The following is a 1,871-nucleotide window of genomic DNA, read 5'->3' as shown; positions in this document are numbered from 1 at the left end:
GTCCAGCGCGTAGTCGGCGTGGTCGTGCAGCCGGTAGCGGTGGACCAGCATGGCGAGCAGCAGGGTCGCCTCGTGCAGCGCGAACTGCCGTCCGATGCAGGCGCGTTCACCGGTGCCGAAGGGCTTGAAGGCGTGCACCGGGCGGGCCGCCTCGGCCTCGGCGGTGAAGCGGTCGGGATCGAACAGCTCGGGGTTGTCACCCCAGACGGGCTGGCGGTGCAGCATCGGCACCAGCACGCTGACCGCCTGCCCGGCGCGCAGCGGCACCCGCCCGCCGAGCAGCGTGTCCTCGCGGGCCTCCCGGCTGAAGGCGGCGGCGGTCGGCCACAGCCGGAGCGCCTCGTTGAGCACCTGGCGGGTGTAGGTGAGCCTGCCGATGTCGTCGTACGACGGCTCGGGATCGGCGGTGTCACCCCACAGGGCGTCGGCCTCGCGCTGGACCAGCCGGAGCACGGCGGGGTGCTTCGCCAGGTAGTACAGGGCGAAGGACATCGCGCCGGAGGTGGTCTCGTGGCCGGCGATGAGGAAGGTGATGACCTGGTTGCGGATGTTCGCGGTGTCCAGGGTGGTGCCGTCGGCGGGGTGCTGAGCGGTGAGCATCAGCCCGAGCAGGTCGGCGGCCCCGCTCTGGTCGGTGCCGGTGCGGGCGGCGATGACCTCGTCCACGACCCCGGCGAGGTAGTCGGCGTCCTTGCGGAAGGCGGCGTCGGCCGCGGTGCAGTCACCGCCGGGCACGCGGGCCAGGCGGGTCATGCTCCACTCCAGGCAGCGCACCATCGACTCGACGAAGGGGTGCGGCTCGGCCCGCTCGAAGGAGCCGAAGTCGTAGTCGAACCCGGCGAGGCCGATGGTGTCGAGCGTCATCCGGGTCATGTCGCCGGGTACGTCGACCGGCTGCCCGGCACGGGCGGAGCGGTCCCATGCCTCGATGAGCCGCCGGGCCACCTTCAGCATCACCGGGTGGTAGGCGCGCATGGAGCCGAGCGCGAAGGCGGGCATCAGGATGTCGTGCGCCTTGGCCCAGTTCGGTTCGTCGTTGTACGCCGTGAACAGGCCGTCGGCGGCGAAGGCGCGCACGTTCTCCAGCGCGGGCCCGATGTGCTTGGCGAACCGGTCCTCGTCGGCGAGGTCGGCGATCAGGTCGGCGTCGGCGACGAAGAGGGCGTCACGGCCGTGCAGGCGGCGCACCAGCACCGGCCCGTGGGTCCGCATCAGCTCCATGACCTGCTGGATGGGGGTGCGGGTCGGCCCGGTGGCGGAGATGTCGACGACCGGCACGCCGGTGAGTGCGGGGGGCTCGGGGTGCGGTGCGGTGGGGGGCATGGCGGCGGCAACTGCCTTTCGCGGGGCGGGGACTGGCGTTTCGCGTGGGGGGCTGGCGTCTTCCAGCGTGCTCCAGCGGCGGGGCGCGCCCGGGCCGGGCCACTACACGAACGTGCAGTGGAAAGTGGGCGCGGCCCCTTGCGCACCGGCTCCGGGATGCCCCCCAAGTTGGCGCTGACCTGGGTTTTCGTCTTGGATGGTGGGGACGGTTCGGCACCTTGGGAGGCTGGCGTGGAGTGGGGGCTGGCGGATGCCGTGGTGTGGCGCAACCGGGCCCTGATGCTCTTCGACCGGGTCGCGGTGCCGGTCGCGGTCTGCGACGTGTACGGCAAGGTGGTGCTGGCCAACCCGGCGATGGCCGCCGAGTGCGGTACGTCACCGGGGCAGCTCCGCGGCCGTGACGTGCTGGAGCTGTTCCGCCCAGAGGAGGCCGGCCAGGTGGAGCGGATCGCCCAGGCGCTGCGCCTGCGGCACCGCTCCCGCTACCAGGTGTCGGTGAGCTGGAGCGCGCCCGGCGGCACGGAGCGGTACGGCGAGCTGACCGCCGA

The 1,871-nt window shown here is 72.7% G+C and carries 2 protein-coding genes; one reads left to right on the top strand and one right to left on the bottom strand.

Annotated elements, in window-relative coordinates; translation table 11 throughout:
- A partial coding sequence (locus GT030_RS11050) for a cytochrome P450 (RefSeq protein WP_161200946.1) occupies positions 1-1,323 on the bottom strand: 1,323 nt, incomplete at its 3' end.
- Positions 1,324-1,554: 231 nt separating this feature from the next.
- On the opposite strand from GT030_RS11050, the gene GT030_RS11045 reads away from it, so the two are divergent.
- A partial coding sequence (locus GT030_RS11045; protein ID WP_161200945.1) for a PAS domain S-box protein occupies positions 1,555-1,871 on the top strand: 317 nt, incomplete at its 3' end.

It is taken from the genome of Streptomyces sp. SID1328 (assembly GCF_009865595.1).
Taxonomy (GTDB): domain Bacteria; phylum Actinomycetota; class Actinomycetes; order Streptomycetales; family Streptomycetaceae; genus Streptomyces; species Streptomyces griseoluteus.
This window is presented reverse-complemented; position numbering and strand designations above follow the sequence as displayed.